General features: G+C 41.1%; 23 protein-coding genes and 1 other annotated feature. Of the genes, 21 read left to right on the plus strand and 2 right to left on the minus strand.

Going from position 1 to position 24,967, the window contains the following annotated elements; all coding sequences use genetic code 11:
- The first annotated feature begins 104 nt into the window (after nucleotides 1-104).
- Together TT13_RS03230 and TT13_RS03235 are read left to right on the plus strand one after the other, a co-directional pair.
- A complete protein-coding gene (locus TT13_RS03230; RefSeq protein ID WP_027698355.1) occupies nucleotides 105-320 on the plus strand; it encodes a phage holin family protein in 216 nt (71 codons plus the stop codon).
- Entirely contained in the window at nucleotides 313-1,386 is a 1,074-nt protein-coding gene (locus TT13_RS03235; RefSeq protein WP_027698657.1) for a glycoside hydrolase family 25 protein, read from the plus strand. Before TT13_RS03230 ends, TT13_RS03235 begins: the two co-directional genes overlap by 8 nt.
- Before the next feature lie 101 nt (nucleotides 1,387-1,487).
- Here the strand turns inward: TT13_RS03235 and TT13_RS03240 are convergent, their stop codons facing one another.
- Nucleotides 1,488-1,703, minus strand: a complete 216-nt coding sequence (locus TT13_RS03240) for a hypothetical protein (protein ID WP_027698658.1) — start codon at nucleotides 1,701-1,703, stop codon at nucleotides 1,488-1,490.
- A 299-nt stretch (nucleotides 1,704-2,002) separates the two neighbouring features.
- Between TT13_RS03240 and TT13_RS03245 the strand changes: the two genes are divergently transcribed.
- The 8 genes from TT13_RS03245 to TT13_RS03280 all read left to right on the plus strand — a co-directional run bounded on the left by TT13_RS03245 (nucleotide 2,003) and on the right by TT13_RS03280 (nucleotide 10,511).
- Nucleotides 2,003-2,566 (plus strand): glycosyltransferase, encoded by a 564-nt coding sequence (locus TT13_RS03245; protein ID WP_027698659.1) that lies wholly within the window; start codon nucleotides 2,003-2,005, stop codon nucleotides 2,564-2,566.
- A gap of 2 nt (nucleotides 2,567-2,568) precedes the next feature.
- Complete coding sequence (locus TT13_RS03250; protein WP_027698660.1) at nucleotides 2,569-4,176, plus strand: accessory Sec system glycosyltransferase Asp1; 1,608 nt, start codon at nucleotides 2,569-2,571, stop codon at nucleotides 4,174-4,176.
- A 143-nt stretch (nucleotides 4,177-4,319) separates the two neighbouring features.
- Nucleotides 4,320-6,035, plus strand: a complete 1,716-nt coding sequence (locus TT13_RS03255; RefSeq protein ID WP_027698661.1) for a phospho-sugar mutase — start codon at nucleotides 4,320-4,322, stop codon at nucleotides 6,033-6,035.
- A gap of 98 nt (nucleotides 6,036-6,133) precedes the next feature.
- On the plus strand, nucleotides 6,134-7,294 hold the full coding sequence (locus tag TT13_RS03260) for an oxidoreductase (RefSeq protein WP_027698662.1): 1,161 nt from the start codon (nucleotides 6,134-6,136) through the stop codon (nucleotides 7,292-7,294).
- Nucleotides 7,295-7,374: 80 nt separating this feature from the next.
- A complete protein-coding gene (locus tag TT13_RS03265; protein ID WP_027698663.1) occupies nucleotides 7,375-7,947 on the plus strand; it encodes a LemA family protein in 573 nt (190 codons plus the stop codon).
- Between the two features lie 17 nt (nucleotides 7,948-7,964).
- Nucleotides 7,965-8,858 (plus strand): zinc metalloprotease HtpX, encoded by an 894-nt coding sequence (gene htpX, locus TT13_RS03270; protein ID WP_027698664.1) that lies wholly within the window; start codon nucleotides 7,965-7,967, stop codon nucleotides 8,856-8,858.
- 129 nt (nucleotides 8,859-8,987) lie between these two features.
- Nucleotides 8,988-10,022, plus strand: coding sequence for an AI-2E family transporter (locus TT13_RS03275; RefSeq protein ID WP_027698665.1), 1,035 nt, complete (start codon nucleotides 8,988-8,990; stop codon nucleotides 10,020-10,022).
- Nucleotides 10,023-10,037: 15 nt separating this feature from the next.
- The gene (locus tag TT13_RS03280; protein ID WP_027698666.1) at nucleotides 10,038-10,511 is read left to right on the plus strand and encodes a methylated-DNA--[protein]-cysteine S-methyltransferase; all 474 of its coding nucleotides are present in this window, start codon (nucleotides 10,038-10,040) and stop codon (nucleotides 10,509-10,511) included.
- Between the two features lie 44 nt (nucleotides 10,512-10,555).
- Here TT13_RS03280 and trhA read toward each other — a convergent pair whose 3' ends face one another.
- On the minus strand, nucleotides 10,556-11,221 hold the full coding sequence (gene trhA, locus TT13_RS03285) for a PAQR family membrane homeostasis protein TrhA (protein WP_027698667.1): 666 nt from the start codon (nucleotides 11,219-11,221) through the stop codon (nucleotides 10,556-10,558).
- Between the two features lie 139 nt (nucleotides 11,222-11,360).
- Nucleotides 11,361-11,574, plus strand: a binding site (T-box leader).
- A gap of 57 nt (nucleotides 11,575-11,631) precedes the next feature.
- On the opposite strand from trhA, the gene TT13_RS03290 reads away from it, so the two are divergent.
- The 11 genes from TT13_RS03290 to TT13_RS03340 all read left to right on the plus strand — a co-directional run bounded on the left by TT13_RS03290 (nucleotide 11,632) and on the right by TT13_RS03340 (nucleotide 24,843).
- On the plus strand, nucleotides 11,632-14,289 hold the full coding sequence (locus TT13_RS03290) for a valine--tRNA ligase (RefSeq protein ID WP_027698668.1): 2,658 nt from the start codon (nucleotides 11,632-11,634) through the stop codon (nucleotides 14,287-14,289).
- A 169-nt stretch (nucleotides 14,290-14,458) separates the two neighbouring features.
- Complete coding sequence (locus TT13_RS03295) at nucleotides 14,459-14,683, plus strand: hypothetical protein (protein WP_027698669.1); 225 nt, start codon at nucleotides 14,459-14,461, stop codon at nucleotides 14,681-14,683.
- Entirely contained in the window at nucleotides 14,683-15,987 is a 1,305-nt protein-coding gene (locus tag TT13_RS03300) for a bifunctional folylpolyglutamate synthase/dihydrofolate synthase (RefSeq protein WP_027698670.1), read from the plus strand. The genes TT13_RS03295 and TT13_RS03300 overlap by 1 nt, the downstream gene beginning before the upstream one ends.
- A 66-nt stretch (nucleotides 15,988-16,053) precedes the next feature.
- Nucleotides 16,054-17,424, plus strand: a complete 1,371-nt coding sequence (gene rlmD, locus TT13_RS03305; RefSeq protein WP_027698671.1) for a 23S rRNA (uracil(1939)-C(5))-methyltransferase RlmD — start codon at nucleotides 16,054-16,056, stop codon at nucleotides 17,422-17,424.
- Between the two features lie 13 nt (nucleotides 17,425-17,437).
- Nucleotides 17,438-18,433: a Gfo/Idh/MocA family protein gene (locus TT13_RS03310; RefSeq protein ID WP_027698672.1), complete on the plus strand. Its 996-nt coding sequence runs from the start codon at nucleotides 17,438-17,440 to the stop codon at nucleotides 18,431-18,433.
- A 158-nt stretch (nucleotides 18,434-18,591) separates the two neighbouring features.
- Nucleotides 18,592-19,944, plus strand: coding sequence for a DEAD/DEAH box helicase (locus TT13_RS03315; RefSeq protein ID WP_027698673.1), 1,353 nt, complete (start codon nucleotides 18,592-18,594; stop codon nucleotides 19,942-19,944).
- A 148-nt stretch (nucleotides 19,945-20,092) separates the two neighbouring features.
- On the plus strand, nucleotides 20,093-21,928 hold the full coding sequence (locus TT13_RS03320; RefSeq protein WP_027698674.1) for an APC family permease: 1,836 nt from the start codon (nucleotides 20,093-20,095) through the stop codon (nucleotides 21,926-21,928).
- A gap of 169 nt (nucleotides 21,929-22,097) precedes the next feature.
- Nucleotides 22,098-22,358 carry a type II toxin-antitoxin system Phd/YefM family antitoxin gene (locus tag TT13_RS03325; RefSeq protein WP_027698675.1) on the plus strand — a complete coding sequence of 87 codons (261 nt, stop codon included), beginning with the start codon at nucleotides 22,098-22,100 and terminating at the stop codon, nucleotides 22,356-22,358.
- Nucleotides 22,358-22,624 carry a Txe/YoeB family addiction module toxin gene (locus TT13_RS03330; protein WP_027698676.1) on the plus strand — a complete coding sequence of 89 codons (267 nt, stop codon included), beginning with the start codon at nucleotides 22,358-22,360 and terminating at the stop codon, nucleotides 22,622-22,624. Before TT13_RS03325 ends, TT13_RS03330 begins: the two co-directional genes overlap by 1 nt.
- Nucleotides 22,625-22,825: 201 nt before the next feature.
- Nucleotides 22,826-23,680 carry a peptidoglycan recognition protein family protein gene (locus TT13_RS03335; RefSeq protein ID WP_052348526.1) on the plus strand — a complete coding sequence of 285 codons (855 nt, stop codon included), beginning with the start codon at nucleotides 22,826-22,828 and terminating at the stop codon, nucleotides 23,678-23,680.
- Nucleotides 23,681-23,859: 179 nt separating this feature from the next.
- Nucleotides 23,860-24,843, plus strand: coding sequence for a DUF2785 domain-containing protein (locus tag TT13_RS03340; protein ID WP_027698677.1), 984 nt, complete (start codon nucleotides 23,860-23,862; stop codon nucleotides 24,841-24,843).
- The last annotated feature ends 124 nt before the right edge of the window (nucleotides 24,844-24,967 follow it).

The raw sequence follows: 24,967 nt of genomic DNA on the forward strand, positions 1-24,967 counted from the left end.
GGATAGATTAAGCGGTAAATTTGAGCAACTTGAACATACTACTGATGAGCGATTGGATAATCATGAGAAGCGTATTTATGCACTAGAATTTAAGGAAGGTGAACATGAATAAAATTGAATTTGCATCAGTCGCTACAACAGTTCTTACTGCATTAGCGACTTTTTATTTAGCCGTTGCTAAGATTTGGAATTTACCGTTTGGTGAAGAAGTGTCAAACACTATTTACGCAGTTGTGGCAATGATTGCATCTATTTTGGGTGGTTCAACCATTGGTAAAATTTCAAAGCGGAATCAAGATAAGGAGAAAGCAAGTGAATAAATTTAAAATTTTGGCTGTTGCGACTGCAACGGCCTTTTTGTTTGCAGGTGGAATGGCTGTTACTAATGATTCGGTTCATGCGGATAGTTACGGTACAGATGTAAGCAGCCACCAAGGTAATTATTTAGCTGATAACTGGGACTTTGCTATTGTGAAGTCTACAGAAGGAACAAGTTACACAAATCCATATATGTATAGTCAATCTCTTGAGACTCAACAAAAAGGAAAACATTTAGGCTATTACCATTACCTACGGTCTGATACCGATGTGATCGCACAAGCTCATTACTTTGTTAATTCACTGAGTGCAGCGGATATTGCAAATCCTGATGTAACCTTGTGGTTAGACTTTGAAGAGGGAGCAGTTGACGGTAATCACTTCACAGGAAACGAGCCAAAGCAATTCATGGACGAGGTACAACAACTTACAGGCAAAAAGGTTGGTATCTATACTAGTTACTTCTTTGCTAAGGGAGCAAATGGCCGGTTTGACTGGTCAGATATTGCAGACCATCCACTTTGGGTAGCCTTTTATCCGTATATGGGGAACACAACATTGACTCCTGAAATTAAGGAATGGGCTGAAAATCAAATGTTAAACATTCCTTGGTGGAATAAAGTAAGCTTTTACCAATATGGAGATGGTGGCGGTTATGATTGGGACTACTTATATGGCAATTGGTCGGAATTAACAGGCTCAACCGGCAATGGAGCTAACGATAATAGTTCAATTACTCAACCAAACACAAACAAAACTGATACGGTTTCATTGGACGGTGTATATGTAGTTGATTCATGGAAGACCTACAACAGTGCTTGGTACGCCCGTAATGATGATATGAGTATTCCAGTAGCCGACTATAACAACGACATTCCAGTTCAAAGTATGACGTTAACTGACCGCTATGGTAATGCATTGAGCAATCAAGTAGCACAAGGTAACAACGGACTAATGGAGTACTTTACGTTGAATGATAACTATAAGGTGCTTAGCCGTGTAGGTAATTCAATTGAGATTGAAATGAACGGTGAACCGGTTTGGTTGAAGCTTGCGTATGTTAAGTAGTAGAATTTAATTGTAAAAAAAGAAAGGATAATCCTTCTTTCGATTTCATATTAAAGCCTCACTAGGTAGATTAATTTCTACTTAGTGAGGCTTTTTTATTTTTATTCTAAAATAATTTTCGAAACTTCTTTTTTAACCAAGTTAGCAGCATTTTTAAATTTGTTATTACTATCAGTAGTTTTTGATTTTAAAGCTGTGCTGCGTTCAAAATGGAATCCTTCTGGCTTAATCCCTGGATGGTAAAAAAGTACAAACGGAATTATGGCTATAATAGTCCCCAAAAGGATATTAGATGAAATAAATTTAAACTGCTTCATTATAAAAAGGTCCTCACAAACAATTCTCTCTCAAATAAATATTATATTTAGATAATATAATTGAACTTAATTGATATTGTTTGAATTCAACATGAAGTTTTTATGAATTAGAAATTCTAATAAAATTCATAAAAAAACGCCATTCAAGATAGAATGACGACATTATTCGATGAGGGTTATTTTATAAACTACACATATAATGGGTAGAGTTTGAATTTTTAATATGTTTCATATGTTTTCTTACTTACAAAAAGTAGTGAGTCCCGTAGTGAGTCCTTTGCATAATACAACGGATTTCGATGTTGATATATCGGCGTTTAGAGGTACAAAGATGTGTTGCCGCAGAACGCAACCCAATCGATGTATTGGAGATTATTGCCCGGGTCAAAAACATAGTACCGGATGTAACTTTGGACTTTTATGGCTATGCTTCACCAGTCGAAGTTCAAAAGGAAGTCGAAGAGCGGGTTAAAGCCCTCGGTCTTGAAGAAGTTGTTACCTTCAAGGGGTATCAAACTGATGATGTCTTGGGACCAGCTTTGGATCAAGCTAAGGCCTTGCTTTCAGTTTCAAAGGGTGAAGGCTTTGGGATGCACATTCTTGAGGCCATGTCCCACGGTGTCCCAGTGGTGGCCTATAAGGTTAAATATGGGGTAAACGAGCTAGTCCAAGCAGGCGTTAGCGGTAAAGTTGTCCCATATGCCGCTGTAGATACGGCCGTTAAAGCCTTAGTGGAAGTTTTGCAGGGCAATTTAGAACAATCAACCTATGATTACGCGCAAAACTTTAACCAAGCAGCGGCTTGGCAACAGTGGTTAAATACAAAGCAAATGATTAATAACATTTTTGCGAAGGAGAACTAGAAATGCTATTTTTTCTAAATTCAAGTTTTAATGAGAAGAACTCAGGAATTGAACATGCGCAACTAAAGCGGGCGCAACTTTTCCGGGCGCACCAAGAACCTTTTAAGTTGGTCTTTCGTGAGTGGAATCCAAATCTGCACCATTTCTTAAATGATAATGGGGTCAGTGACGATGAAACCTTGGCGATGTTTGATTACTTCCAAAAGGCGACTGCCGTTGAGGAAAAGGTAATTCAAGTTGAAGATCTCGATTTTGGGGTTGATAATTTATCATATCAACTAGAAGATCAATATTCACGCTTCTTAGTTTTCCGTGAGCAACAATTGATTGCCCGGGTACGGTTCATGGCCAATGACCCAATTCGCCGGGTAAGTGCAGTCGAGTTATTTGATGCTTATGGTAACCTATACTGTGTTGATTTCTATGATTCACGTGGTTTTTTGAGCCTATCACAGTGGTATACGCCTGATAACAAGATTGGTACAGAAGTTTGGTACGATACGGCGGGGCGCGTGGTTTTGGAAACCTTTAACTGCCTTGATGCCAATAACACCTTGCAAAAGACCGGTTGGCGGTTGATTGAACCAGACGGTGGTATCTATGTTTTCTCAAATATTGATGAATTAACTTTGCATTTCTACAATGCCATTAATGAGGATTACTGGAATGCAGAGAGTGCCAATATCTTTATCATTGACCGGACTCACGTTGGTGATTGGGCGCTCCGGCATCTAACCCGACCAGCTTATACAGTTTTGCATTTGCATAATTCACATGCGGGTGATGCGCAGGACACAATGAACTCAGTGCTAAATAATTTCTATGAGTACGGGCTTACGAATGCCAATGCTTATGATGCGATTATCTCAGCAACTAAGAAGCAAACCGCTGATGTAAAAAAGCGCTTTGAGCCTAAGTGCAAGTTGTATACAATCTCCGTTGGAGTGGTGCCAGATGACGTCATTAACGAACCACGGGTTAAGATGAGTGATCGAAAGCCACATTCAGTTGCCGTTACCATGCGAATTGCCCATGACAAGCGGGTTCACCACATGATGGAAGCAATTGCGATTGCCCGGCAGACGGTTCCAGACATTACCCTGGACTACTTTGGGTATGTTGACCATAGCAATGAAGATGCAGCCCAGAAGGCAATTGATGAGGTAGCTAGTCGCTATCCAGATTTGAAGACCTGGGCAACGGGACACGAGTACGCGGATGCAGCCGGAGTGGCTGAAGCGCAACGAACCCATCAAGTTTATCTTTTGGCTTCAATGATGGAAGGCTTTAATTTGGCCATGATGGAAGCTTATGCACACGGTATGGTTGGTGTGACTTATGACGTCAATTATGGGCCAAATGAGTTAACTGTTGACGGCAAGAATGGGTACATTGTACCCTTCGAAGACATTAATGCGATGGCTGAAAAGTTGGTTGAACTATTTACCGATGATGCGAAGTTGCAAAAAATGTCAGACGCCTCGTATGAACTCTCAAAGCGTTTCTCTGAAGAAGCTGTTTGGGAAGAGTGGACGAAGTTGTTGAAAGACGCTAAGCGTAAGAAGTTGGTTTACCGTGAGCCAGTTAATACTGGTTTGATACAAGGATAGAAAAATTAAAATCGTTGGCTATTTAGCTAACGATTTTTTTAACCAACTTATTTATTAGTTGATAAATCCCTTTTGTTGATTAGGGCGGCTTTTAGTTCATATGGTATAATAAAAGCAAATTTATCTGAAATGGAGACACGTTAATGCCTTGGAAAGATGTTTATCAAGCATGGCTAGATGAGCCAAAGATGCCCAGTGCTCTAGCAGCTGAGTTACGTTCAATGGATGCAGCAACCCAAGAGGATGCTTTTTACCAACCACTATCATTTGGAACTGCTGGGATGCGGGGCCTATTAGGGGCTGGAATTAACCGGATGAATATTTTTACGGTACGTCAAGCTACAGAGGGTCTTGCACGGTTGATGGACTTGCAAGCAGCCGATGTTAAGACACGAGGCGTTGTGATTTCTTATGACTCACGGCATTTCTCACAAGATTTTGCTTATGAAGCAGCGGGGGTTTTGGCAGCACATGGCATTAAGGCTTATGTTTTTGAAAGCCTACGGCCAACGCCAGAGTTGTCATTTGCGGTGCGTTACTTGCATACTTATGCCGGAATTATGATTACAGCTTCACACAACCCTAAAGAATACAATGGTTACAAGATTTATGGTGAAGATGGTGGGCAAATGCCACCTAAAGAATCAGATATTGTAACAGCTTCAATCCGTGAAGCTGACATGTTTAATGTCAAAGCTGAATCAATTGAAGCGATGAAGGCAGCAAACTTGCTTGAAGTTATTGGTGATGCGGTTGATCAAGCCTATTTGGCCGAAATTAAGACCGTAACAATTAATCAAGCATTGATTGATACTGTTGGTAAGGATATGAAGTTGGTTTATTCACCACTGCATGGTACTGGTGCGAAGATTGCTGGTGCTGCCTTGCATAATGCCGGTTTTGAACAAGTTACGATTGTTCCTGAGCAAGCAGAACCAGATGGTGATTTTCCAACGGTCAAGCTACCAAATCCTGAAGACCATGCTGCTTTGGCAATGGGAATTGATTTAGCCAAGCGCGAAGGTGCTGATGTTGTTATTGCGGTTGACCCAGATGCCGATCGAATGGGAACAGCTGTTCGGATGCCAACTGGTGACTATCAGTTGTTGACTGGAAATCAAATTGGTGCAATTTTGCTTAACTATATTTTGACTGCTAAGCAAGCTGATCACACTTTGCCCACTAATGGTGCCTTAGTGAAGTCAATCGTGTCATCAGAATTTGCAACTGCGATTGCAGCTAACCTTGGTGTGACGACTGTCAATGTTTTGACTGGATTTAAATACATTGCTGAGCAAATTCAACACTATGAGGATACTAATGAACATACCTTCCTCTTCGGTTTTGAGGAGTCATATGGTTATTTGGTCAAAGGCTTTGTTCGCGACAAGGATTCAGTCCAAGTAACTGTCTTATTGGCTGAAGTTGCTGCTTACTATAAGTCACTTGGTATGACTCTTTATGATGGCCTCCAAGAACTCTTTGAAAAGTATGGCTACTATGTTGAAAAGACTAATTCATTGACCTTTGCTGGTATTGATGGTGCCGACAAGATTGCTGAACTAATGGCTAAGTTTAGGACAAATATGCCAACTGAATTTGGTGGCGTTGCAGTTGTAAAGTTGGAAGACTTTGCTAGTCAGCTTGAAATTGACTTAACTAATCAAGCAGAGCAGCCATTGATCTTGCCTAAGGCGAATGTGCTTAAGTATTGGTTGAGTGATGGTTCATGGGTTGCCGTTCGGCCTTCAGGAACTGAGCCTAAGATTAAATTCTATATTGGAACTAAGGGTGAAAGCGCCCTTGCTGCTGATGAAGAATTAGCTGCAATCGAAGCTTCAATTAATGCTTATCTATAAGCTGTAATCGTCAATTAAAAAAGAGCGGGATATTAGTTTGTCCGGCTCTTTTTACTTAGTGCTAATTTTATTCAAAGTCAGATAGGGAGATAAAGCGGATGGGTTATCAATTTTTACAACCTTTTACGTTGGCAAATGGCCGTCAAGTTAAAAATCATATTATTATGCCACCAACAACATTGCGTTCATCCTTTGCAACGGGGGAAGTGACCGAGGCAGAACTACGGTATTATCAACTACGGTCGGCTGGCCCGGGCATGGTAATTACGGAAATGGCTTATGTTTCAGCACCAGCACAAAGTTATACGGGGCAAATTGGGGCGGACAGTGATGATAAAATTCCCGGTCTAAAGCGCTTAGCACAAACCATTCAAAATCAAGGTGCACTGGCAATTTTACAGCTATCATTTGGTGGTCGGATTGCTGACCCAGCTGCGGTTCCGCATGAGGATGTTCTTGGCCCATCCAATCTTGTTAGTCACCAAGCTGGTATGGCGGTACCGCGGGCAATGACGGAAAATGAAATTTTGGATAGTATCCTTGCCTTTGGACAGGCAACTCGCCGGGCGTATGAGGCGGGTTTTGATGGTGTCGAAATTCATGGTGCCAATATGTATTTATTGCAACAATTCTTCTCAGCGCATGCAAATGACCGTGATGATGAATGGGGTGGGGATGAAAATGCCCGGATGCGCTATGGATTAGCGGTGTTAGATGAAGTAATTAAGATTCGTAATCAGTATGCGGATACAGATTTTATTATTGGTTATCGTCAATCACCAGAGGAATCAACGCCGGTTGGTATCCGGCATCCAGCAGCTTTGCGGATGGCACAAGAAATAATCAAACGTCCGATTGCCTATTTCCACTTGTCCCTCAAAGATGCCTTTCAAAGCCCCTTCATGGACCGCGAAGACTCGGAACCACTGTATGCTAAATATCTACATTTGTTAGGCGATATTCCGCTGATTGTTGCGGGACTTTTGCGGACACCAGCCCAGGTTGAACAGCTAGTAACTGCTGGGGTGGCTGGTGCTGCACTGGGTCGTGAATTAATTGTTGAACCTAATTGGGTACAAAAAGTTGTGACTGCTGACGAAAAGGGGCTTCATTATGCTTTGTCACCAAGTGATATGAATTTATTAGCGATTCCAGCTCCTTTGCAAGAGTGGTTGTTGACCCGTTTTAAAAAAGGCTTAGTGGTATCAACGGATGCGGCCTTTAATCTTGAAGAACCTTGGAAATATTATCGAGAATAAAAATACGAATTTAGGAATATCACCGAAAGTGCCTAAAATTCTGTTATGATTTATAGTAAGACATTTGAAGGGAGTAATTTATGACTATTCTAATTATCGTAGCAATTGTAATCGTTTTAGCCGTCTTATGGGTTTCAATCTATAACGGGCTTGTAAAATCACGTATGTATACCACTGAGGCATGGAGCCAAATTGATGTACAATTGAAGCGTCGAAATGATTTAATTCCAAACTTGTTAGAAACCGTGAAGGGCTATGCGCGTTTTGAACAAGGAACTTTGGAAAAAGTTATTGGTTTACGTAACCAATTGATGAACGTACCAACTGGTGCTGATCCTAAGCAAACGATGGAGATTTCTGACCAACTAACAGCTGGTTTAAAGTCAATTTTTGCAGTCGGTGAAGCCTATCCAGATTTGAAGGCTTCAAATCAATACAATAAGTTGATGGAAGAGCTATCTAATACTGAAAACAAAATTGCCTACTCACGCCAACTATTCAACACGGCAACGGCCAATTACAATATGAAGTTGCAGAGTTTTCCAACAAATATTGTGGCCGGTGTGCACGGCTTCAAGCCTAGTGAGTTCTTGACTACACCAGCTGAAGAAAAAGCAGTGCCTGATATTTCTTTTAATGATGAGGGTATGTAAAGGATTGGAGGGAAGCAATGTTATTTGAGCAGATTGCGCGCAACAAACGTAAAACTGTCCTACTTTTCTTTGGTTTCTTCTTATTCGTTGCTTTAGTTGGTGCTGCTTTAGGTTATTTCATCTGGCGTTCAGCGCAAACCGGGGTTATTATCGCTCTAATCATTGGCTTAGTGTATGCGGGCTATATGTTTAGTCAGTCGACCGAGGTCGTCATGGCGATGAACCATGCCAAAGAAATTACTAGTGCTGAGCAAGCACCAGAATTATGGCATATTGTAGAAGACATGGCTTTGGTTGCACAGGTGCCAATGCCGCGGGTTTTTATCATTGATGATGCCAGCCCAAATGCCTTTGCGACGGGGAATAACCCACAACACGCAGCGGTAGCGGCCACTGCTGGGATAATTCAACGCTTGAATCGGGCTGAATTAGAAGCGGTGATGGCCCATGAAATGACTCACGTAAGAAACTATGATATTCGCTTACAGACTTTAGCGGTTGCTTTATCATCAGCGATTGCTTTGCTGGCTAATTTGGGTACTAATTTTTGGTTCTTTGGTGGTTCGAATCGCGATAATCGCAATAATGGTAATAACATTGTTGCTTTAGTGTTTTCGCTACTAGTTCTAGTTTTAGCACCTTTAGCAGCAACAATGGTCCAAATGGCGATTTCAAGAAATCGTGAGTATTTGGCTGACGCGGGTGCAGTTGAGTTGACACGTAACCCAGAAGCAATGATTAGTGCTTTAGAAAAAATTTCGACCAGTGAGCCGATGGATGAAGAAAATGTTGCGCCAGCTAGTGCTGCCTTATACATTTCTAATCCTTTGGCTAGCGAGAAAAAGATGGCTTCGCTATTCGATAGTCATCCGCCAATTGATAAAAGAATTGAAGCAATTCGTAAGCTTTAAACTTAAAAGTTTGTACAAATATTTATGATCCTGGATTGTAATATATTTGTACAAACTTTTTTAGTTAATTTACGATTTGCAAGGTGTTATACTTGACTACATGAGAAAAAGTAGTAAAGGGGATTGGCTATGGACTATATTGTGCGCTTCTTAAAGCGCGATGACGTACAACTATATGCGACGCTGTTTTTTTTAATCGCATTGATTTTTATTTTTCATGAGATGATTTCAATGATTTTATTGTTGATTATCTTTTCATACTTAGCGATTCAAGCTAGTGACCAAATTACTAAAAAAACTGGTTTACCTTATCCATTAGCGGTAATTGCGACCTACTTATTGGTCTTAGGCCTATTAATCTTAGCAATCGATTATATTTTCCCGGTACTTTATAATCAAGCAATTTTAATTCCCAATGCGATAGCTAAGGGATTGCGAGAGTATCCGGTTTTGGCAGATTATGCAACCGATTTAGCAAAAAAGTTAGACATAGTCAAAGAAGTTAGCTCTAATTGGCAGACCTGGGCAAGTCAATTGCTCCACACAGTTGGAGTGCTTAGCAATGTGACCTTAATGGTGTTATTATCAGTCTTTATGTCCTTTATTTTTGCTCTAACACGGTTTAGAATCGATAAGTTTGGCCGTCAGTTTTTAACTTCAAACCATCCTAAATTGTTTAAAAATATCTATTTTCTGACATCAAAGTTCATTGCACATCTTGGAGCAGTTGTTGAGGTCCAATTAAAAATTACAATAATTAATACGATTTTAACGGTGATTGGCTTACTCTTTATTGGGCTACCTAGTCCTTTTGTTATGGGAGTAATTGTCTTTATCCTAGGTTTTGTGCCAGTTGCTGGTGTATTGATCTCAATTATTCCATTATCAATGATGGCCTTTGTAACAGGGGGCGTTTGGATGTTTGTTGAGGTTTTGATTTTAATTATCCTCATTCATTCATTTGAATCATATTTCTTGCATCCTCGTTTAATGGCCGGTCGTACGCACTTACCAATTTTTGTAACCTTTGTAACCTTAATTGTGATGGAGCGATTGCTTGGGGCCTGGGGCTTGATTGTCGGTGTGCCGATAGTATCTTATTTCCTTGATATTTTAGGGGTGCAAGCGATGCGGGTTCGGGTCAACCAACCAAATAATAACTAAGTGAGGTCGGGCAAGATGCAAGTAGAGCAGTATCCATTTTTAAGCGGGCAAATCACTTTGTTTTATTCAAAACAAGGCCTAAAATTTGTTAGTCTAGCCGCAGAACCTTTACTTGAATATACAAATTGGTTTGAGCCAGCTACTTTTACCTTTGCAACGGAAGTACAGTATGCAAAATTAGTGCAAGCATACTTAAATCATCAAGCCTTACCTGATTTTACAGTCGATTGGCAGGGTACCAAGCTACAAGAAGCAGTTTGGCAGTATTTAAGAAGGGCACCTTCAAATAAAACCCTGACCTATTCACAATTAGCGACAGCACTAGGTTATCCGCAGGCAGTTAGAGCGGTAGCTTCAGCAGTTGGTAAAAATCCAATCCTAGTCTTATTGGCTTGTCATCGCATCTTGCTTAAGGATGGCAGTATCGGTCAATACCGCGCCGGCGTGACTTGGAAGCGTGAGTTGTTAGCCTTTGAGGGCTTAATTTAAGTTATGAAAAAAACCACCATTTTAAATGGTGGTTTTTGTTTGCCTTAGTGACCAATGAATAGCATCGAAAAGAGCGATATATACATTAAAGTTGCGCCTCCAAGGACAAAGAGGTGCCAAAAGACATGCCCCATGGGAATTTTAGGAAAGAGATAAACCATGGCACCTAAAGAGTAAGTGACCCCACCAGCTAGGAGGGTATTAAAGGCGAAGGGGGTCAGCGTTTGATGTAATTGAGGGAAAGCCATCACAATTAGCCATCCCATGATTAGATAGATACCAGTAGAAAGCCAAGGCCAGCGCCCCAAAAAGCGTAAGTCATAGATGATACCGGCTACACTTAGGAAGGCGATTATGCCCCAAATTGTCCAGCCAACTACTTTTGGCATGAAGAGCCAAGTATAGGGGGTATAAGAACCTAAGATAACTAGGTAAATACCTGAATGGTCAAGAAATTGGAAGATTTTTACGGCACGTGTAAAGATGAGTGCATGGAATAGCGTTGAGGCTAACAAAAAAATGATAATTGAGGCAGCATAGATACTAAGTGCGGTGATTGTTAAGGGACTTTGTTTGGTGATAACAGCTAAGACTAACATCAAAGTAGCTGCTGAAACGGCAACTAAAGCACCAAGGCCATGGGTGACACTGTTTAAAATTTCATAGATAATTTGGTAGGTTCGGCTAGACCGAAAATTACTTTTAGGCATAATCACAATTAAACACCTCCGTCATTTTTAAATATCATAACGCTATCTACTAGTTTTGTAAACTAGTAGATAGCGTATTATAAAACCAAAAAAGGCGCTTAGGCCTATTGCATTTAATTATATTTAACCGTAAAATTATGACATGGCATTGCATTAGAGAGTATCTATAAAGACGACTTTAGCGAGTACATGGTTGGTGAGAATGTATGCGGCTTTATTTGAGAAGGTAGCTAATGGGCTGTGTTGGTGAATTAAGTGAGTAGCCACACCGTGTAAAACGCGTTAAGTTTTTAATGAGATGGGGCTTTGACCTCAATTCAGGTGGTACCGCGAGTTAATTAGTCGCCCTGTTTATCTATGAATATAGATGAACGGGGCTTTTTATTTGTTTTAGTGGAAATGAGGATAATATGCGCGAAATAGAAATGCCGGGAAAGTATAATCCAGCGGCGGTTGAAGCAGGTCGCTATGATAAGTGGGTGCAAGAGGGACGTTTTAAGCCATCAGGTAATGCTAAGGCACGGCCTTATTCAATTGTAATTCCACCACCAAACGTTACTGGTAAGCTGCACTTAGGGCATGCTTGGGATACAACTTTGCAAGATATGCTAATTCGTCAAAAGCGGATGCAGGGCTTTGATACAGTTTGGGTACCTGGAATGGACCATGCTGGAATTGCAACTCAAGCTAAAGTTGAGCAACGTTTGGCTGAAGAAGGTGTATCACGTTATGATTTAGGTCGAGAAAAATTTGTTGAGCAAGTTTGGGACTGGAAGAATGAATACGCAAGTACCATTAAAGCGCAATGGGGAAAGCTTGGCTTGTCATTAGACTATGACCGCGAACGCTTTACGCTTGATGAAGGTTTATCTGAGGCGGTGCGTAAGGTCTTTGTGACCCTGTATCAAAAAGATTTAATTTATCGTGGTGAGTACATCATTAATTGGGACCCGAAGGCGCGTACCGCTTTATCTGACATCGAGGTTATTTATAAGGATGTTGAAGGAGCCTTTTACCATGTTAAGTATCCATTTACCGATGGTACGACTTTGGATGGTAAAGACTACATTGAAATTGCAACAACACGTCCAGAAACCATGTTTGGTGATGTTGCCGTGGCCGTAAACCCAAACGACCCCCGTTATCAAAGTATTATTGGTAAGACGATTAAGGTGCCCTTGGTTGAACGTGAGATTCCGGTGATTGCTGATGAGTATGTCGAGATGGACTTTGGAACTGGCATGGTTAAGATAACACCAGCACATGATCCAAATGATTTTGAAGTTGGTAATCGGCATAACCTTGAGCGTATCAACACCATGAACGAAGATGGCTCAATGAATGAGCGTGCTGGTAAGTATGTTGGTATGGATCGGGATGATGCACGTAAAGCCATTGTCGCTGATTTAACTGATGCTGGTTGGATGCTTGAGGTAGAACCTTATACCCATTCAGTTGGTCATTCAGAACGTACGGGTGTTGTGGTTGAAGCCCGGCTATCAACCCAGTGGTTTGTAAAGATGAAGCCATTGGCTGAGCAAGCTTTGGCCATGCAGGCTTCAGAAGACCGGGTTGATTTTTATCCACCACGGTTTGAAGATACCTTTACTCGTTGGATGGATAACATTCATGATTGGGTTATTTCACGGCAACTTTGGTGGGGTCACCAGATTCCAGCCTGGTATCATAAGACAACTGGTGAAATGTATGTCGGTATGGAAGCACCAAGTGACCCTGAAAATTGGACGCAAGACTCTGATGTCCTAGATACTTGGTTCTCATCAGCCCTTTGGCCTTTTACTACCATGGGTTGGCCCGATGAAAATTCAGCTGACTACCAACGCTATTTCCCAACCAACACATTGGTAACGGGTTATGACATTATCTTCTTCTGGGTGGCCCGGATGATGTTCCAATCAAAGGAATTTACTGGTCGCCGTCCCTTTAAGAATGTTTTGATTCATGGTTTAATTCGTGATGAAGAAGGCCGTAAGATGTCAAAGTCATTGGGAAATGGAATTGACCCAATGGACGTGATTGAGAAATACGGGGCTGACGCCTTGCGCTGGTTCTTGGCTACTGGTTCAACGCCGGGGCTAGATGTGCGTTTCTCTTATACAAAGATGGACGCAGCTTGGAACTTTATCAATAAAATCTGGAACGCTTCACGTTATGTCATTATGAATTTGACGGATACAACGAGCAGCGCCCAACCAGAATTGGCTAACTTATCATTGGCCGATAAGTGGATTTTGTCACGTTTGACGGCAACAATTGATTCAGTTGAGAAAAACTTTGATAAGTTTGAATTTGGTGAAGCCGGACGTGCACTTTATAATTTCATCTGGAATGATTTTGCTGACTGGTACATCGAGATGACTAAGGAAACCTTGAATGGTGATAATGAGGCCGCTAAAGCAGTTGTGCAAAATGTCTTAGCTTACGTCTTGGATCAAACGCTCCGCCTTTTGCACCCAATTATGCCGTTCGTGACCGAAGAAATTTGGCTTACTATGCCGCATGAAGGTGATTCTTTGGTTAGTGCCGCTTACCCAGTTGTCAATGAAGCTTATCGTAATCCAGCCGCCGAGGCAGATTTCCAAAGCCTAATCGACTTAATCAAAGCAGTGCGGACAATTCGGACGGAAGCCAATGCACCAATGTCAACGGCAATTGATGTGATGATTAAGACTGATGATGCAAAGCTACAAGCAATCTTCAATGCCAACGCTGACTATATCAACCGGTTTGTTAAGCCAAAGCAGTTGTTAATTGGTGCGGATATCGTTGCACCTAAGTTAGCAATGACTCAAGTGATTTCTGGGGCGGAGGTAATTGTGCCTTTGGCTGAGTTGATTGATTTAGATGAAGAAATCGTTCGCTTACAAGGTGAAATTAAGAAGTTTGCGGGTGAAGTTAAGCGTGGTCAGGGCAAGCTTGGCAATGAAAAGTTTGTTAATAACGCGCCAGCAGCTGTGGTTGCTGAAGAAAAAACGAAGCTAGCTGACTGGGAAGCTAAATTAGCAGCAACTGAGGCTCGTTTAGCAGAATTAAAAGCAGCTAAGTAGTTAGTGGCAAATATTGTGAATTAAAAAAAAGCTACGCTAGGTTTAAAATATGACTTAGCGTAGCTTTTATTTGGCTAAAGTTTGATGGAGTTGGTCAGGTTGAAAGCCTTTTACTTGGCTGCTAAAACCCGTATAATTACTTAAGGAATACTTACTAGGAGGCGTTAGAATGGTCGCACGGGGAGAAACTTTTACAAATGAGCAGTTTGGGCAGTTAATTGCGCAAAATACACCGATTAAAGAAGCAAACGCGAAATGGGTTAAAGATACCTTATTAAAGACCTATCGTTTGTTGCCAGATCAAGGCCATAAGTGGTCGCAAAAAAGAATTGAGCGCTTCTTATTTGAATTGGCCTTTGTAAAGCCAGAAGAGATTGATTGGACGTTAAAATAATGATTAAAACCTATGCGGAAGCAATTAATTTTATCCATGGACGTAGTAAGTGGAAGAAGACCCCAAGTTTTCAAAGAATTGAGACGTTGCTTGCCCGCTTAGGTAATCCGCACCTACAAGCACAATATGTGCATATAACTGGTACAAATGGTAAGGGCTCAACGAGTAAGATGCTAGCGCAAATATTGCGGCAGGCAAATTTATCGGTGGGCCTTTTCACATCACCATATATTATGCGCTTTAATGAGCGAATCCAAGACGATGCCGGACCAATTAGGGATGAACGTTTGTTAGCATTGATGCAAGAAATTGCCCCAGTGGTCAGCCAGCTTGATCAAGAAGGTGTTGATGCGGGACCAACCGAGTTTGAAACACTAACCGCCTTAATGTTTCTATATTTTGCGCGCTATCCGGTTGACGTAGTGATTTTAGAAGTTGGGATTGGTGGTTTGTGGGACACAACAAATGTTGTTCCAGCCAGCAACAAATTGGCTACTGCAATTACTTCAATTAGTTATGACCATCAGAAAATACTAGGCAAGACTTTGGCGGAAATTACCACGCAAAAGGTTGGGATTTTACGGCGAGGTGTGCCGCTTGTCTTAGGGACTTTACCAGCTGAAGCCCAGAGTGTTGTGAATTTAGCCATTGAGAAACTTAATTTGGAAGCTGCGTGGTTGGGTCACGATTTCTTTAGTCGCCAGGTGGGTCAAGAACATGGGCAGCAGTTAATTGATTTTCAAGGTCGTAATCATTTTAGACTGTTACCGTTAAATCTACAGGGAAGCTTTCAAGTAGCAAATGCCGGCGTTGCCCTGCGACTTGCTGAAATTGTATTAGCCAAATATAAACTTGAATTAACTGAGAACCAAGTAATCAATGCCTTGAGCACAGTTAGTTGGCCAGCCCGGTTTGAAACACTAAAAAAACAACCCCAATTAATTATTGATGGGGCCCACAATGTAGCCGGGGTCGAACAATTAGCACAGACAATTAGAGAAAATTTCGCTGAGCAGCCGATTCAGGTAATTTTTGGCGCCTTAACGGATAAAGAGTATCGAGCAATGTTACAAATTTTAGTTAAGTTACCGCAAGTTCAGTTAGCGGTAGCAGAATTTCAAGCACCAGGGAGCCGCCAAGCGGTTAGTGCACCAAAATTAGATGACGATGCAGCTTTAGCAAATATTCTAGTTTACCCGGATTGGCGGACGGCGCTGGCGGCAACTAAACCCGACCAGCCAACAATTATTACGGGTTCGCTATATTTTGTCTCCGAAGTACGAGCTGGTGTATTTATCGGCTGATTGGTAGTTTTTCGTGTTATACTGGTGGGGCATGGACGTCGCAAAGTCCAATATAAGGAGAAATTTATGAAGAGCAAAGCCCCCGTTATTAAGAATCAAGAATTCGAGGCAGAAGTTGTCGACTTAACCTATCAAGGTTTAGGTGTTGTAAAATTTGAAGATTTTCCAATCTTTGTAGTCAACGCAATTCCTGGTGAAGTGGTTAAAGTTGGGATTACCAAAGTACAAAAGAATTTTGCTTTTGGTCGCGTGATTAAGCGTTTGAAAGATTCGCCTAATCGTAATCATGATGTTGACCAAGATGCAATTATCACGGGAATTGCCCCCTTGGCAAACCTAAAGTACGATGCACAACTAGAGTACAAGCAGAATCAAATTGCTGAATTATTCAAAAAGCAGCACGTTGAGGCTGAAATTGCGCCAACAATCGGCATGGACAATCCGGTCGGCTATCGTAATAAGGCCCAAATTCCAGTGCGTGAAGTGAAGGGTGAATTGACAACTGGTTTTTACCGCCGTAATTCACACAACCTTGTCCCAATTGAAGATTATTATATTCAAGATCCTGAGATTGATAAGGCAATCATCGTCGTACGTGATATTTTGCGAAAGTACCATGTGCCAGCCTATGATGAGTTTAAGCACCAAGGCGTAATCCGGACAGTAATGGTACGACGTGGTTATTATAGCCATGAAATGATGGTTGTTTTGGTCACCCGTACCAAGAAGCTACAGTTGGTTGACGAAATTGTTCGTGAAATCACTGATGCACTCCCAGAGGTTAAGTCAATTATCCAAAATATCAACCCAGCTAAGACGAATGTCATCATGGGAACTGAAAATAATGTTTTGTGGGGTAATAAGACCATCAAGGATACGCTCTTTGGTAAGCAGTTCGAGATTGGCCCACTATCATTCTATCAAGTTAACCCACAGACAACGGAGCAACTATATAAGTTAGCTGCTCAAAAGGCTGAGTTAAAGGCTGATGATTTGGTAATCGATGCTTATTCTGGAATTGGTACGATTTCTTTGACGATTGCTGAACAGGTTCGCGAAGTGCTCGGTGTGGAAATTATCGAAGGTGCCGTTGAAGATGCTAAGCGTAATGCAAAGCTAAACGGTATCAAAAATGTGCGCTTTACCTTAGGGAAGGCCGAAGAGCAAATGGTCGCTTGGCAAGAAGCCGAAGTGCAACCGGATGTGATTTTCGTTGATCCACCACGTAAGGGGTTGACCCCAGAACTAATTGATGCCGCAACTGCGATGGCACCAGCAAAGTTGGTTTATATTAGCTGTAATCCAGCAACTTTGGTTCGGGATGCAGCCCAAATTATTGAAAATGGTTATCATATAAAGGGTGAGGTTCAACCAGTGGACCAATTCCCACAAACAACCCATATTGAATCAGTGACGGTGTTTGAAAAGAATGCCTAAGAGGAGGTTCTACATGACTTTGAAACTTGGCATAATTGGCACAAATTGGATTACTAAGATGTTTGTTGAAGCCGCGTATCTTTCTGGTGAATATGAACTAAAGTCGGTTTATTCGCGACATTTTGAGACGGGTAAGGCCTTTGCTGATGATTTTGTTGGTGAAACAGCGGTCTTCACAGATTTGAATGATATGTTGACGAGCGGGATTGATGTTGTTTATATTGCATCACCAAATAGTTTACATTTTTTGCAAGCAGCCATCGCAATTCGCAATGGGGTGCACATCATTGTTGAGAAATCAGCCTTTGCAAACACAAACGAGTTTGAAAAAATATATGCCTTATTACGTGAAAACCCAAAGGTGCGTTTCTTTGAAGCAGCCCGGCACATTCATCAGGCTAATTTTAAAGTTATTGAAGAACAAATTGCGCAGATGGCGCATATTTCTGGTGCAACCTTCGTATATGAGAAGTATTCATCACGTTTTGATGCCTACTTAGCTGGTGAAGAGCCCAATGTATTAAACCCTAAGTTTGCAGCGGGTGCTTTGACTGATTTGGGTGTTTATCCACTCTATGCAGCAATTAAGTTATTTGGGCTACCACAAAGTCAGCACTACTTTGCAACGCGGTTGCGTAATGGTGGGGATGGACGTGGTGTTGCAATTTTACGTTACGCAGACTTTGACGTAACTTTGATTTTTGGTAAGCAAGCGAATTCATATTTGCATTCAGAAATTCTAGGGTTACGTGATACAATTTTGATTTCTAATATCGCTGAGTTAGAAGAAGTCAAATACAACGATGGACAAGGTCAGGAGCAAGTGATTTCAGGCTTGGCACCGGCTAATCCAATGGTTCAAGAAGCCCAAGTTTTTGCTGATATGATAAATCATCCAGTTGAAACCAAGGCAGAGTACGAAGACTTACTAATGTTGAGTCAGCGCGTTAATTTGGTGTTAACTGCTTTGCGGGCTGATGCCGGAATTGTCTTTCCAGCTGACAAATAAGGGCAGTGACATAGGATAATAAGTTAAGTTAAGGGTCGGATGATGTTAATTCTATTTAGCAATCATCTGACCCTTAATACATAGCAATTTTATTAGTTTAGCTAGTAGAATCAGAACTGTTTAGTCAATGGTTCGGCTAAGAAGATAAGGAGACAAATATGGACGAACGCTTCGAAACACATTTAACATCAGTGGGGATTACCGAACTGACGCCAATTCAAAGGGCTACTGCAACGGCCTTAGCTGAGGGTCAATCAATTAATGCCTTGGCGCCAACTGGGACGGGTAAGACTTTGGCCTTTGTTTGGCCCCTACTGCCGCGTTTGACTGCTGATGACGGGGAGCAACTTTTAGTCTTAGCACCCTCACAAGAATTAGCGATGCAAACAACCCGCGTAATGCGTGAGTGGGCGGCGCTACTTGGGTTACGCGTATTATCAATTACAGGTGGAGCAAACGTTAAAAATCAGTTAGACCGCTTAAAGAAGCATCCTGAGATTTTAGTTGGAACACCAGGCCGGGTAGCTGAGTTAGTGGCTAGTGGGAAGTTAAAATTACAGCGAATTAAGACTCTGATTTTAGATGAAGCAGATATTTTGTTACAAGAAGAAACAGCTAATCAAATTGACCAAGTTTGGGATGTAATTGATGATGCTGATGTTCAGGTGGCTTTGTTTGGGGCGACTGACCTTGACCCAAGTGTTGCTGCAGGCCTCTTTGATCGTGATTTTGTCCAAATCGACCAACGTGATGTACCAATTCCGAGTGCAATTGAACATGAATTTTGGCTAACTGCAACGGATCAACGTGCCAAGCGGCTACGGCAATTAGCAGCGCAAAAGAAATTCCAAGCAATGGTATTCTTTAATACAACTAAGCAATTAAAGATTACGGCATCTTATCTTGCCCATGAACATGTAGCCATGGCAACCTTAGTGCGTGGTGACTCATCATCAACACGGCAAAAGTCATTAGAAGATTTTCGTAAGGGCAAGGCTAAATTCTTATTGACGACAGACGTAGCAGCCCGAGGACTTGATATTACGGACCTTTCAGCGGTAATCAATTTTGATTTACCACGGGATGGTGAAACTTATACACACCGGGCTGGACGAACTGGTCGTATGGGTAAGGTTGGTCAAGTAATTTCCTTTGGTAATGACCACGATTTGCGTGACCTACGACGAAAAGTTGCGGTTGAAATTAATTTGACTGGTAAACCCGGGCAAAGAAATCAACAAAATGAACGCGCAGAGGTTGTAACTGATACGACCAGTTCAGTTGAAGCACCAACCAAGCCAGCAACAAATTCAAGTAAGGTAAGTGCTGATACGGCAACCAAGCCAAGAAAAATTGTGCTTGGCGGTCAAAATAAAAAGAAGGCAACTAAGCGGTCAAAACCAGTGGTTGAGCAAGTTAGCCGCGAAGAACGTTTTGAAAAAGAAAAGCAGGCTAAACGGAAACACTCAAAGAATAAAGGTAAGCCCAAACGCTTTAGTCAAGCCGACTAGAAAAAGGCTTACGAGTTTATTCAAGATATGTGTAGACAATTGTAAGTTAAGGTCATAGAATAGAACGTTGAGTGTTTGTAATAACTTTTGTGAACAGACATTAATCCTTTATGGGATTGTCTAAATTTTAATTATTAGGAGTGAAATAATGTGGCGCTTTCTTAAGCGAGTTTTGATTGGAAAACCGCTCAAAACTTTGGACGAAGGTGGTCAGCACTTGAATCGTTTCAAGGCGTTGGCACTTTTGTCACCGGATGCTTTGTCATCCGTTGCGTATGGACCAGAACAAGTAACAATTGCGCTGTTTGCAGTTAGTGCATTAACGCTTTGGATGCAAATTCCAATTGCAATTCTTGTTTTGGTACTTTTGGCAGCGATTACCTTTTCTTATCAGCAAATTATCCATGCCTATCCTGGTGGTGGTGGAGCTTACATGGTTTCATCAGAAAACTGGGGTAAGCGGGCTGGCTTAGTTGCTGGTGGTTCGCTACTAGTTGATTATATGTTGACGGTTGCCGTTTCCGTTTCCTCAGGAATGGACGCAATTGCAGCTGCGATTCCGGGTCTGCGACCTTACTCAATTTTAATCTCAATCTTAATTATCTTAGGGCTAATGGTGATTAACCTTCGAGGTGTGCGGGAGTCAGCAACATTCTTGATGATTCCGGTCTATCTCTTTATCCTTACCATTGCCATTATGTTGGTTGTCGGTTTGTATAATGTTGCAACGGGTGCAGTACCATATATGGCAACGGCCCATATTGGTCAATCAGCTGGTGGCATTTCAATTGTTTTGTTCCTACGAGCATTCTCAAGTGGTTCATCTTCATTGACCGGAGTTGAAGCAATTTCAAATGCCGTTCCTAACTTTAAGGAACCTAAGGCCAAAAACGCAGCAGGTACCTTGTTGATGATGTCAGCAATCCTTGGCTTCTTCTTTGCTGGAATTACCTTCTTGTCATATTATTATGGTATCGTACCTAAAAATGATACGACGGTTTTGGCCCAAATTACTGAGCGGACCTTTAATGGTCGTGGGGTAGCCTTCTACATTATTCAGTTATCGACCGCTTTGATTTTGGCCGTGGCTGCAAATACTGGTTTTTCAGCTTTCCCACAGCTTGCCTTTAATTTAGCTAAAGATAAGTTCATGCCCCATAGTTATATGGATAAGGGTGACCGGTTAGGCTACTCAAATGGAATTATTTCTTTGGCGGTCGGCGCAATCATCTTGATTTTTATTTTCAATGGTTCAGTTGAAGAATTGATACCACTATATGCGGTTGGTGTTTTCACACCGTTCACATTGAGTCAATCAGGAATGATTATTCATTGGAATCGTCTGCGTGGTGCGCATTGGCAGTTTAAGGCAATGATTAACTTTATTGGTGCTGCAATTTCTGGCTTGTTAGTCGTGACTTTATTCTGGTTACACTTCCAATCTGCTTGGCCTTACTTGATTTTGATGCCGATTATGGCCTTAGTCTTTACAAAGATTAACCACCATTATCAAATGGTTGCTAAGCAATTACGGGTAATTTCACAAGAGCCAATCAAGCGGCATCATTATGATGGTGCAACAGTTGTTGTTTTGGTATCAAACTTGACCAAGGTTACTGCTCAAGCAGTTGACTATGCCCAATCAATTGGTGATCGGGTATTAGCAATGCACGTATCTTTTGATTCGAATCCGGCTAAGGAGCACCGTTTGGGTGTTGAATTTAAAGATGAATTCCCAGATGTACGCTATGTGGATATTCATTCATCTTATCGTTCAATTACTGAACCTGCGAGCCGTTTCGTTGATGAAATTGCTAAGGGTGCTCAAGAGCGGAACCATTCTTTGACAATCTTGATTCCACAGTTTGTGCCAAGAAAGAGTTGGCAGCATGCCTTGCATAATCAAAATTCGTTACGCTTACGGGCTGCTTTGAGTCGACGAAATGTAACGGTTTCGACTTATTACTTCCACCTAGAAGAGTAGTTAATTGATTCGTTTAGGTTAATAATCTGTAAAATACTAAGAGTGAGCTCAACTTGAGCTTGCTCTTTTTTGTTGGGTGTATTAGTGCGTTAATAAGACTGAAGATATTGTACTTGATATCTGTACAACTATAGTGATATAATTGTTGTACAAGAAGGAGGTACGAGTTATGCAGCAAGCTTTTACACCGTCAAACGCACGGCAAAACTTTTTTGCCATCTTACGTGATACTGCTACTGAACACCGGCCTATTATTATTCAACAAAAAGATGAAAATTTAGACGCTGTCATTATTAATCGTAAAGATTATGAAGCGATGGAAGAAACCATGGCTTTGATGATGAACGGACAGTTACAAGATGCGCTAGAACGCGAGAAAAATTCAGTTGGGGTTACGAATATCGATGATATCGATTGGGATAACCTATAATGGCCAATTTTGAAGTTGTGATTGAAAATTCAGCAAAACTTGATTTGAAAAAAATAGGCAAAGCCAATTTGAAAAGTCAGTTTCTAAAAGTTGTTGAACAATTAAAAGATGACCCCTTTAAAATTAATCAGCGATTCGAAAAATTAAAGCCCCCAGTTGAAGGTAAATACTCACGTAGAATTAATGGACAGCATCGAGTTGTCTATAAAGTTAATCAAGCAAATAAGCAGGTAGTAATTTTGTCTGATTATGGCCATTATGAATGACGATTGAAAGCCGTTTACTGCGATTTGAATAGCAGTAAATGGCTTTTTATGTTTGACTAATTAGCTTTGCTGGAATTGATTGATAAGTGAGGGGCTTTTGACAAGTAAGTGCGTGTTAATGCACGTTAGTATAAAGGTGTTCAAATTAACGATTGAAAAAGATTGTTAAAGGAACAATAAATTGACTATTGGAGGGAGCTTATGAATATTATTGATATGCGTGAATCTTGGGGGCAACAATGGGAAAGTGCTGGTCGTAGCGATTACCCAATTAAGATGATCGTGATTCATGGAATGGCAACAACACAAGCAGACTTGTTTCCAAAGGCTTGGGATGAGTCGGGAGTATCAGCACACTATGGTGTGAAGGATGAGCGGGTTGAACTTTATGTTGCACCAGAAGATACAGCTTGGCATGCCGGCAATTGGAGTGTTAATTTACGTTCAATTGGGGTTGAACATTTAAATAGCACTGGTGCACCAACCTGGGAGTTTTCTAAGGCAACCCTAGCTAGCTCAGTTAAATTTATTGCATCACTAATTAAGAAGTATGGGCTATCGGTGAATGATGTGCATATGCACCAAGAGTTTACGCCAACGGAATGTCCCCAATCATTAGCAAAACCAGCAGCCTGGCAGGCATATTTAAAGCGCATTGCTGCTTTAACTGGAGATACTGTTAAGTATGAAACCAAGCTAGCACCAAATGGAAAATTTAGTGAGTTGGTGATTAAGAAGATGCAAACGGTACTAGGTTTGCCAGCTGATGGTGTGATTAGTTCACAACCATTGTCAAATCAGGCCAATTTTGATAACGATCAAGGATTTGATTTTGTTCCTGATGCACAGGCACAAGGTTCAGCGACTGTCCGGGTAATGCAAAAAGGTTTAGGGTTAGCTGTAGATGGTTTCTTTGATTCAAAGCTAGTATTGGCTTTGCAAAATCGCTATGAATTAGCTGATAATCTTGAAGGACGTGTGACTAAGAAGTTTATCACTAATTTGCAGGCACAATTAAATACAAATTTAGAGACCTTCACAGGTTCTTTGAAGTAAAGAAATAAAATAAAGCTCAGGTGTCTTTAATAAAGTTCCTGAGTTTTTTGAATTAAGAAACTGCACAGCCATACATCTAGAAAATCTGACGTAAATCATTGTCTTTTCTTGGTTAATTGTGTTTTACTGGAATTTACTTTAACATTAAGAAAGTGATTATATTGAGAGGATGCGAAATTATGGACTACACAATAGAGGATTTTCGCCAAGCCTTGCAGGATGTTCGGCGGCGTGTGCATGCCGGTGAATTACTTGATAGTTTAGGAACTGAATTAGGTCGCTTGTTGGATGAGCTTGATTATGATCAGCCAACACCAGTCAGTCAATTAAATGAAAAAGAACTAGATAAAATTCAAAAGCTGTTGGCAGATAAACAAGCTGAATTAGGAACAGAAGGTGGTACACAGCTTGAAGATGCAGAACTGATTGCAATTTTAAGTGGTCTAAGGCAAACAGATCCAAAGTTACGCGATCAAGGTGTTTTTTTCTTTATTACGGATGCCTTACAACATGGTGTTTTTTCACAAAGACAGCTGCTATTAATGACACGGTATTTGCTACAGGATAACGTATTGTTTTCCCATATAACTGAGGAAGAGAATGATGGCATTTTTATGCGCTCATTCACAGTTTTCCTACTCTCAATGCTTAACTATGCTAATCGTAATCAGGCGCAGGATGTTTTCGGTGACCAACTGCGTGAAGCTATGATTCAACAGGTAGCCCTCTACTTAGCTTTGGAACGGGATTATCGGGGCTTCGTGGGCGAAAAAGGCTGGGCACACACCTTTATGCACATTGCAAATCTTCTTGATGAGCTAACCGCCGATGTAAATGTGTTGCGGGCTGATAAGTTATTCTTATTGACCTTATTAGTTGAGCGGCTTAAGCGTTTGGATGGGCCACTCGTTATGGGGGAAAACCAACGAATAGCAGCCTATATCACACATATTGTTAATATGAATGACCTTTATGCTAATTATTTTTTGAAGGTCTTGAAACAATGGCGACAAGAATTGACGCGGCGGCCACAACCAACAACTGAGGCCGAATGGCATCAATTTTATAATCAAATGCGCATATTCCAAGCACTACTGTTACGTAAAAACCTACCAAGTGACATTTATGACTATCTGAATGAGGCGCGAAACTTTTTAGCCTAATTAGAAAAAAGTTCACAATGTAAATATATAAGTTTAGACCAGCGATAATATCGTTGGTTTTTTTGTTTTTACTAAGGTTAAGGTGCAATGTACTTTAAAAAAGTGACACAAAATAGTAAGGATT

Origin of the sequence: Weissella oryzae SG25 (assembly GCF_000691805.2) — a bacterium.
GTDB classification, from domain to species: domain Bacteria; phylum Bacillota; class Bacilli; order Lactobacillales; family Lactobacillaceae; genus Weissella; species Weissella oryzae.

Coding starts and splice junctions, on each gene's coding strand:
- TT13_RS03280 (WP_027698666.1), top strand. CDS start 10,038: ATGCAAGTAGAGCAGTATCCATTTTTAAGCGGGCAAATCACTTTGTTT.
- TT13_RS03335 (WP_052348526.1), top strand. CDS start 22,826: ATGAATATTATTGATATGCGTGAATCTTGGGGGCAACAATGGGAAAGT.
- TT13_RS03250 (WP_027698660.1), top strand. CDS start 2,569: ATGCTATTTTTTCTAAATTCAAGTTTTAATGAGAAGAACTCAGGAATT.
- TT13_RS03330 (WP_027698676.1), top strand. CDS start 22,358: ATGGCCAATTTTGAAGTTGTGATTGAAAATTCAGCAAAACTTGATTTG.
- TT13_RS03295 (WP_027698669.1), top strand. CDS start 14,459: ATGGTCGCACGGGGAGAAACTTTTACAAATGAGCAGTTTGGGCAGTTA.
- TT13_RS03255 (WP_027698661.1), top strand. CDS start 4,320: ATGCCTTGGAAAGATGTTTATCAAGCATGGCTAGATGAGCCAAAGATG.
- TT13_RS03310 (WP_027698672.1), top strand. CDS start 17,438: ATGACTTTGAAACTTGGCATAATTGGCACAAATTGGATTACTAAGATG.
- TT13_RS03320 (WP_027698674.1), top strand. CDS start 20,093: ATGTGGCGCTTTCTTAAGCGAGTTTTGATTGGAAAACCGCTCAAAACT.
- trhA (WP_027698667.1), bottom strand. CDS start 11,221: ATGCCTAAAAGTAATTTTCGGTCTAGCCGAACCTACCAAATTATCTAT.
- TT13_RS03325 (WP_027698675.1), top strand. CDS start 22,098: ATGCAGCAAGCTTTTACACCGTCAAACGCACGGCAAAACTTTTTTGCC.
- TT13_RS03315 (WP_027698673.1), top strand. CDS start 18,592: ATGGACGAACGCTTCGAAACACATTTAACATCAGTGGGGATTACCGAA.
- TT13_RS03265 (WP_027698663.1), top strand. CDS start 7,375: ATGACTATTCTAATTATCGTAGCAATTGTAATCGTTTTAGCCGTCTTA.
- TT13_RS03275 (WP_027698665.1), top strand. CDS start 8,988: ATGGACTATATTGTGCGCTTCTTAAAGCGCGATGACGTACAACTATAT.
- TT13_RS03300 (WP_027698670.1), top strand. CDS start 14,683: ATGATTAAAACCTATGCGGAAGCAATTAATTTTATCCATGGACGTAGT.
- TT13_RS03290 (WP_027698668.1), top strand. CDS start 11,632: ATGCGCGAAATAGAAATGCCGGGAAAGTATAATCCAGCGGCGGTTGAA.
- htpX (WP_027698664.1), top strand. CDS start 7,965: ATGTTATTTGAGCAGATTGCGCGCAACAAACGTAAAACTGTCCTACTT.
- rlmD (WP_027698671.1), top strand. CDS start 16,054: ATGAAGAGCAAAGCCCCCGTTATTAAGAATCAAGAATTCGAGGCAGAA.
- TT13_RS03240 (WP_027698658.1), bottom strand. CDS start 1,703: ATGAAGCAGTTTAAATTTATTTCATCTAATATCCTTTTGGGGACTATT.
- TT13_RS03260 (WP_027698662.1), top strand. CDS start 6,134: ATGGGTTATCAATTTTTACAACCTTTTACGTTGGCAAATGGCCGTCAA.
- TT13_RS03340 (WP_027698677.1), top strand. CDS start 23,860: ATGGACTACACAATAGAGGATTTTCGCCAAGCCTTGCAGGATGTTCGG.
- TT13_RS03230 (WP_027698355.1), top strand. CDS start 105: ATGAATAAAATTGAATTTGCATCAGTCGCTACAACAGTTCTTACTGCA.
- TT13_RS03245 (WP_027698659.1), top strand. CDS start 2,003: ATGTTGATATATCGGCGTTTAGAGGTACAAAGATGTGTTGCCGCAGAA.